The sequence below is a fragment of the Marinagarivorans sp. genome, from assembly GCF_982758155.1.
The window spans coordinates 1-7933 of sequence record NZ_CEXWTU010000223.1; the positions used below are offsets into that span (position 1 = coordinate 1).

The window sequence follows — 7933 nt, forward strand, 5'->3', positions numbered from 1 at the left end:
GGGGCTAAAGGTCACAGAGCACGAGCCACTGCTGAGTGTGCAGTTCGGCATGATATTACCGCCTTCTTCACTAATAAAATTAACGCTCGTGCCGTCGGGTACTGGGTTGCCGGAGCGGTCGGTGGCGTTCACTGTCAGCGTGACCGATTGCGAGCCTATTCGGGCAAAACCTAGCGGGTTGAAGGCGCTGGTGGCCAAAGTGACATTGCCTTCGATGGCAATCCCAGATGCCACCACTAAATTTGATGACGGTGTGGTTTCGCCAGTGGGAGAGTATGTTGCCAAAACAATGACATTCGAAGGTGCTGTACCGGCCCTAACGCGAACGCTCACTTCACCGTTTTCATTTGAGATACCGGTATTCTCGCTAAGGCTAGCGCCACCAGCGGCGCCATCAATTTGAAAGCTCACTTGTTCGTCGGCAATGTTTTCACCGTTATAACCTCGCAGGGCAAAAGTGATTGTTGCGCTTTCTTGCCCGCCAGAGCCACGAATACTGATTTGGGCGGGCACCGTACTTATCCACTCAATATTGGAGAAGGGATCTTTTTCGATGTTTAGTGTGAACGCTATTGTATAGGCAGCGCCATTCCAGTTGCCGCTAAAGGTGATGCGGTCGTCGCCGATGCAACCTGTTCTGGCCTCGTAAGTTGCTATGACTTCTGAGCCGCTGAGTTCAGATAAAGTTAGCGAGGCATTATTGGCGGTAATGCAGTTAGAGCTACCATTCAAAGAGCCTTGAATATCCACCTCTTCGCCGCCGCTATCTTTAAAGCTAATGCGTATTTCGGTGGGCGTACGTGGCGGCAGGGTTGTGACACTTGCCGATACTTCAGCAATGATGTTTTGGTCGTTTATTGGATCGATGAAGCCAGGGGTGACGGCGGCGACAGAAGATGCGCCAACACTACTTTGTTCGCTACTGGTGTTGGCTGCGGTGTTGCTGCTCGCTGTATCATCTGGCACATAATTGGGTCCATCAGATGTATCCCCGCAGCCATAGAAGCTGAGGCTGCTTGAGATTACCAAGAGTTTCAATATTCGAGAGGGCGTTGTTAGGCGCATAGCCAGTTCCTTAAAGCTCAGATAGCAATACTTATTGAGTATAGCCAGCAATTTTATGTTCACATTGTGAGCAGGCTAATGTCTCTTTGACTAAGCTCAAAGTAGACAGAATGAATGCTACGTAACGACAAATGGGCGCAGGTATGGGGGAGCAATTCGGGATGAAGGTTTTACAGCGTGTATTATCTGCCGGCACTGCGATGAGTATCGTGTTGGGTTTATGTCTTTCTTCTAGGGTGGTGGCTGAAATGCCCAGCTTTGATGTGGTTGGTGTTCAGCTTGCCAGGCAAAAAGTGGATGATGTCGTCGATAGTTATGATGGTTTTGGTGTAAGGGCTTCTAAAGAGTTGTCGGAAAACTTCTTTATTGGTGGAGAGTACCAAGAGTTTGAGCTTGCAAACACTTTTGATAGTCAGCAGTTCGGTTTTCATGTTGGGCTGTTTGCGGATGTTGTTAGGGTACACAATACGCGAATAGCGACCTTATTTGGCTACAGAAAAGCCACGCTCGACGGATACTTGGTTGATGAGAGTGATGACACGGGTTTTATTGGCGTATCGCTTAGAAATCGCGCTTATGAAAGCATTGAATTACGTGCCGATTTACATTATCTCGATTGGAATAAGGGGGAGAGCGGCTTTATGGGCGCGCTTGGCTTTAGTTATTTTATAGTGAATGGGCTGGCTTTTGAGGTTGGCTATAAAAAACAAGGCGAAACCCAGACTTTTTCATCTGGCATGGCCTATTTCTTTTAATCTTACGGATCAAACTACTGTGCCGGAGCAGTGTGGATCGCTTTTTTTCTGTGGATAATGCCGAGGGCCTTTGACGCGATTACCACCCCAGGTTAAGCCGTGTTTTTGCTCTGCGTTCGGTAACAAATTGAAGGTAGCGGCTCTCAATTTCTAAGCAGTTTGTCATGAGCGACTCTTTGAGCTGCAGTAAGTTATCCTTTAGTTTAAATATATGACGCTTTTGCAGGGGGGATAACGAGGGCCAAGTGCCGAATTCGTCGATCCGTCCAATGCTGCGATTAATCCCCTGTTCGCAACTGCTTTCCATTTCACTGAGAGCTTTCTCTAGATAATAGTGTAAGCGTTGCGCGCCCGTTTCTGTTTGTGGAATGTTTAGCTCTGCACTGCTTACTCTGGGCTCTACGACTGTGGGCGTTAATATTTTCTTGGCTTTTTGGCTCAATGCGGTAAATATTTTCTCAACCCAGCTCGTTAAGCTTTTGTAAAAGGGATGGTGCCGGTTGGGAAGATTTTGTATTAGGATCGACATAGTGTCGTCGCCATGGGTAAAGCGAGCGCTATCGGTAGAGGGCTCTATGCATTCGGCATAGCTCATCAACGCTTTTTCGTAATCTGTAACATAGCCGAAAGAGGAGCAGGTTAACTCTGGGTGATCATTGACGTGCAGCGCGGCTTTTAATTCCATGGACTGCAGGGCCAGTAAGCATTCGCTCATGCAGTGGCTTAGTGAATCGCTATTGTAGGTATTCTCAAAGAACGTATTTAAAATATTGCTGGCTTTATAGAGATCATTATTAGCCAAGTGGCTAAAAGTATGGCGCATAACTTTGTGCTTTATAAGGGCCTGATTGCTGGATAGAAGGATAACTTCGTCGGCCCCAGCTTCGTAATATTTCAGCTCTTTTTGGTTGTCTATATGTTGGGTGAGGACAATGAGCTTTATGGGGTTGCTACTAGGGTCTCCCTTTAGCCATGCGCAAGTTGTGGCGGCATTGAGGCTATAAAGGTCTGCATTAATTAGGATTAAATCAATATCGTCGCAGGTGATGGCTTCCGATGCTTGCTGAACGTTCGAAACTATTTGCAGCGAGGCTACACCCTCAAAGGTTTTTTCGAGTAGTTTTTCGCTAATAGGGATGTTGTCGATCAGTAAAATATTGGGTAATCCAAGCATGGTACGTCTCAAACAATGTGCTCGTTAACAGAAGTCGGTAATAGTGAACCGGATTCAATCGCGCGTTAGTCCAGATTGTGGGCTAACAGGTCTGCGGAGGGGTGGTTGAACTTGCTAATTGTAGAAAGCAAGATACGCACCCAGATTTTGGTGCGTATGCTAACGTGTTTCTTATGGCAATAAAATGTATGCGTTGGATTTTGTTTGTCGGTATTGGTTTTGGATAGTTAGTTGATTGGGGAGATGGTTACAACGCTGGCCCCTTCATCGCGGCTTTTTTGCATTGCGTGTAGCTTTTCGAGGTAAGTTTCCCAGAGGATATCTTGTTGATCGCAGAGCTCGTGTAGGTAGGTCCAGCTATACAAACCGCTAGAATGGCCGTCGTTAAAAAATAAGCGTACGGCGTAATTGCCCGTCATTTCTAGCTTCTCAATCATTACATTGCGTTTGGCGTAGGGGGTGCTGCCACCAGATCCTGCGTGTCCTTTTACTTCGGCTGATGGTGAGTGGACTCTCAGGAACTCGGCGCTTAGGCTATAACCCTTGTCGTCAAAATGAATTTCTAGTACCTGTGTTTTTTTGCGGAGGTGTATTTTTGTTGGAGTCATATTTAAGTCGAGGGTTTTTCTGGGTTGCGGTGAGGTTAGGCAGGCAGGGTCAAACAGCCTAGTATCCCTGCTCGTGAGGCGCCGGTGACGCTCGGTAGGTTGCCAGGCAGTTTATGCCAAAATTGATGCGCAAGCCATGCAAAGGCGGTGGCTTCGACCCAGCTTGGTGCAATACCCAATACCTGAGTGCTCTGGATCTGAATGTTGGGGCAATGTACTTTAATGCGCGATATTAATTGTGCATTAAATACGCCTCCTCCGCAGAGGTAAGCGCTGTTGGCATTCCCTTCGTTAATGCCCTGCGCAATCGTTATCGCGCTAAACTCAAGAAGCGTCGCTTGGACATCTTCGGCTGTAATACCCTGAGTGTAAGGCGTAATCGCTTCGAGGGTAAATTCCTCTTTTCCTGTGCTTTTGGGAGGGCGTTTCTTAAGGTACGGGTGTGAGAGCAAATGCTTTAGGGCGGAGGCATTGACGTCGCCACTAGCGGCCCACTCTCCGTTATTATCATAAGGTTTGTTCTGATGCTGTCGTATCCAAGCATCCATTAGGCCGTTGCCCGGACCTGTGTCCCAGCCTGTTACCTTATCTTGGTAAGGAAGCTGCGTGACATTGGCAATGCCCCCGATATTGACAATGCAGCGATTGGCGCTATTTGACCCAAAAGCCGCTTTATGAAACGCGGGTGTTAGTGGCGCACCTTGGCCCCCTAATGCAATGTCTGCCCTGCGAAAGTCACTAATGACTGGAATGCCTGTCCGGACGGCAAGTTCGCTAGCATCACCTATTTGTAGCGTAAAAGGCGTTTGAATACAGGGCCTGTGGCGTATTGTTTGCCCATGATTTCCGATGGCTGTTATTTGCGCCGGGGTAAACTTGGCTTTGGCGATGAGGCTGTTTACACACTCGGCGTAAAGCACTGCAAGTGTTTTGTCGAGACTGCCAAGGCGGTCTATTTCATTGGCGGCAGGTGTAAATAACTGGGTTATTTCATTCGAGAGTGAGTGGCTAAAGGGGAGAGAATCCGTCGCAATGATTTCGATCTCATTGCGAAAAAATCGTACGATCGCGCCATCGACACCGTCGGCACTTGTGCCAGACATCAGGCCAATAAAGTAACTCGCTTGTGCTTGCTGTGCTGTGGATGCCATTACATCGCTGTTGTTGTGGGGGTGGCGTCGGGTTCTTGGCTGGCGACCTGTGTCGGTTGTTTGGTTGGGTTTAGCTGTGCGACGAGCGATTGAGTTTGTGCAAAAAAGCGCTCGCGCTCGTTTTTAGGGACTGGATTCGCTTTTGGTAGCTTGGATACTATTGTCCGTGGATTGCGGTGAACGCCGTTTAGGAGAAACTCATAGTGTAGGTGTGGCGCGGTTGATAGCCCCGTAGTGCCTACAGTTCCGATGACTTGTCTTTGGCTAACACGCTGCCCTTTTTTGACTTTGCGCTTATGAAGGTGCAAGTATTTGGTTTGGATATTATTACTGTGTTGAATCACCACGTAGTTGCCGTTGTATTTACTGTAACTAGAGACTAAGACTTTACCGTCACCTGAAGACCATACTGGAGTGCCTGTGTTCGCGGCGTAATCAATGCCGCGGTGCGGGCGAACTGTTTTTGTTACGGGGTGTAAACGCCTAGGGTTGAAGCTGCTACTAATGCGCCGAAAATCAACCGGTGCGCGCAAGAAGGCTTTGCGCATATTCCGGCCTTCGGGGGTATAATATTCCACGTCGCCTTGGCTATCTTCGTAGCGCACGGCTTGAATGACCCGGTCTCTATTCACAAATTCAGCAGTAATAATGTCGCCGCTGCCAAGGTATTTGTCGTTGAGATATTTCTGTTCATAGACTACGACAAAGCTATCGTTTTCACGGATATCTAATGCGAAGTCAACATCCCAGCCAAATATGTCAGCTAGGCCCATAGTGAGCCTGTCTTCCAAATTTGCTTCTTTAGCGGCGGCATAAAGGGAGTGAGTAATAGTGCCAGATGTCCGTACCAGCCGAACTTCCGGCTCTAGGGCGATTACGGAATGCGCATAGCCATCTTCAGTTCGAGTAAAAACTTGTTTATGAAGTTCGTCCTCGATGTGTTGGAGTTCGACGAGCTTGCCATCAGCTTCCAATATGAATAGAAGTTTATGACCGGGATAAATTTTGGCAAGAGAATTGGCTTTCGGGTGGTTATGAAGCAAGTGATACATGTACTTGCTTTCAACTTTCGCGCGCTTAAAAACGGTTTCTAAAAAGTCCCCCTTTTTAACGGTTTCCTCTATATGCACTTGAGTGCTTTGTACTGGTGGAGGAGATAAGGCTTGCTCCACTACCATGATGGCATTATCGGTCTGTGTTGCTATTAATGGCGATGAAGCACTTTGTTCGGGGAGGGCGAGAATTGAGTTGTTTTGCAATGAGGCCGCGTGAGCCGTAGTTGCCAATATGCTGCTTGTACTTGATGGGATGTGGGTGTTTTCAGTGCTTTTTCGACTGAGTCCAACGCTAATAAGTGCGCCACACAGAATGATTACACCAATTCGATGGTACTTTGGCATTGATGAAAAAAGCGAAAATGTATGGTTTAACTGTTTGTATATCATGGTTTTAATGCAGAAAAATTATGCGAATTTCCTAGTTATATCAGAAATTATTGCTGATATCAGTAAACTTGCCAGTTTATGTCGATAAAAAGTCATAAAAGAGGGCTTAATCTCTTGTTTTTGAGTCGTGTTTAGGTATTGTTGCTCGCTTTTCTTTGGCGCCGATGTAGTACTGGTTTGAGTGCCAATTATCATGAAATGTGAGTCTGTGGGGTTTGGAATGGTTGATCAGTTATCGTTGTTGGAAGATTTAAAGGCGCGTGGCCTTGTTGCTCAAATGACCAGCGAGGATCAATTGGTTGAGCATTTGGCTGAGCCTAGAACGCTTTATTGCGGGTTTGATCCAACTGCAGATAGTCTACATATTGGTAGCTTGGTGCCTCTTGTCACTCTTAAGCGTTTTCAGGACGCGGGCCATAAACCGTTAGCTTTGGTCGGCGGTGCCACAGGGTTAATCGGTGACCCAAGCTTTAAAGCGCAAGAGCGTCAGCTCAATACGCCAGATATTGTCGCGGCTTGGGTCGATAAGCTGAAAATTCAAATTTCACGGTTTATCGATTTTGAGTCTGGAGATAATCGTGCGTCAGTTGTTAATAATTTAGATTGGGTCGGTCAGGTTAACGTACTCGATTTTTTGCGAGACGTCGGCAAGCATTTTTCGATTAACAATATGATCAATAAGGAATCCGTGAAGCAGCGTATTGATCGTGAGGGTGAGGGAATCTCCTTTACTGAGTTCACATATATGCTGCTGCAGTCTTATGATTTTGCTGAGCTCTATAAACAGCACAGTTGCACCTTACAAATTGGCGGCTCTGATCAGTGGGGCAATATTACCGGCGGCATTGATCTGAGTCGCCGTATGTATGGCGGTCAAACATTTGGCCTTACGCTCCCATTGGTAACAAAGTCGGATGGCACTAAATTTGGTAAAACTGAAAGCGGCACTATTTGGTTAGATGCTAGCAAAACGTCGCCGTATGCTTTTTATCAATTCTGGCTTAATACTGCGGATGCGGATGCTTATAAATTCTTGCGTTTCTTTACTTTTTTGAGTGTGGATCGAATTGAGGAGATTGAGGCTACGGATGCTGAAACTTCAGGTCGGCCGTCGGCGCAAGGGATTTTGGCTGAAGAGGTAACGCGCTTAGTTCATGGTGATGGGGGGCTGATCGCCGCTAGGCGAATTACAGATGCTCTATTTGCTGGGGATGTTAGTCAGTTGGGTGAGGCTGATTTTGAACAGCTAAAGCAGGACGGGCTGCCTTCGATGCAAGTCCCGCTTGATAGTGAGGCAACCTTAACGTCGCTGCTTGTTGATGCTGACATTGTTAGCTCGGGCAAGCAGGTTAAGGATGCGTTTGCCCGAAAAGCCATTTTGGTGAATGGTGTCATTTTAGATGCAGCGGCGAATACGAACATGGCTCTCGCTTTTGAAGTTGGAGGTGGGTACTTCAATCGCTTTTACTTACTTAAATTTGGAAAGAAGAAGTACCTGCTGGTTGAGCGTTTGTAATTTATTTGCAATTAAATTTAAAAAGTACTTGCGTAGCTTCCTGAAAAGCGTAGAATGCGCCTCCTCGGTTAGGGCGAAGCGCTCTAGCCCAGGTGGTTAAAGGGCTTCAGGGCAATTAACCAAAAGAAGATAAGCTTGCCTTTCTTCTGATATTTAACAATACGGATCAAGCAAAGCGTGTGGGCACTTGTGTAATTGTAAGTAAAAAATTAACGCAAG

Annotated in this window: 7 protein-coding genes; 2 read left to right on the top strand and 5 right to left on the bottom strand. The window is 46.9% G+C overall.

Going from position 1 to position 7933, the window contains the following annotated elements; translation table 11 throughout:
- Positions 1–1065: hypothetical protein (locus AC3A8L_RS17710; RefSeq protein ID WP_487963604.1), on the bottom strand; the 1065-nt coding region annotated here is incomplete at its 3' end.
- Between the two features lie 143 nt (positions 1066–1208).
- Between AC3A8L_RS17710 and AC3A8L_RS17715 the strand changes: the two genes are divergently transcribed.
- Positions 1209–1820 (top strand): hypothetical protein, encoded by a 612-nt coding sequence (locus AC3A8L_RS17715; protein ID WP_487963605.1) that lies wholly within the window; start codon positions 1209–1211, stop codon positions 1818–1820.
- A 79-nt stretch (positions 1821–1899) separates the two neighbouring features.
- On the opposite strand, the gene AC3A8L_RS17720 is transcribed toward AC3A8L_RS17715, so the two are convergent.
- From AC3A8L_RS17720 to AC3A8L_RS17735, 4 genes are all read right to left on the bottom strand, one after another.
- Complete coding sequence (locus tag AC3A8L_RS17720) at positions 1900–2994, bottom strand: response regulator (protein ID WP_487963606.1); 1095 nt, start codon at positions 2992–2994, stop codon at positions 1900–1902.
- A gap of 227 nt (positions 2995–3221) precedes the next feature.
- On the bottom strand, positions 3222–3602 hold the full coding sequence (locus AC3A8L_RS17725) for a gamma-butyrobetaine hydroxylase family protein (RefSeq protein WP_487963607.1): 381 nt from the start codon (positions 3600–3602) through the stop codon (positions 3222–3224).
- Between the two features lie 35 nt (positions 3603–3637).
- Positions 3638–4753, bottom strand: coding sequence for an anhydro-N-acetylmuramic acid kinase (locus AC3A8L_RS17730; RefSeq protein ID WP_487963608.1), 1116 nt, complete (start codon positions 4751–4753; stop codon positions 3638–3640).
- The gene (locus tag AC3A8L_RS17735) at positions 4753–6198 is read right to left on the bottom strand and encodes a peptidoglycan DD-metalloendopeptidase family protein (protein ID WP_487963609.1); all 1446 of its coding nucleotides are present in this window, start codon (positions 6196–6198) and stop codon (positions 4753–4755) included. The genes AC3A8L_RS17730 and AC3A8L_RS17735 overlap by 1 nt, the downstream gene beginning before the upstream one ends.
- Before the next feature lie 193 nt (positions 6199–6391).
- Between AC3A8L_RS17735 and tyrS the strand changes: the two genes are divergently transcribed.
- Positions 6392–7714, top strand: a complete 1323-nt coding sequence (tyrS, locus tag AC3A8L_RS17740; protein WP_487963610.1) for a tyrosine--tRNA ligase — start codon at positions 6392–6394, stop codon at positions 7712–7714.
- Positions 7715–7933: the final 219 nt, after the last annotated feature.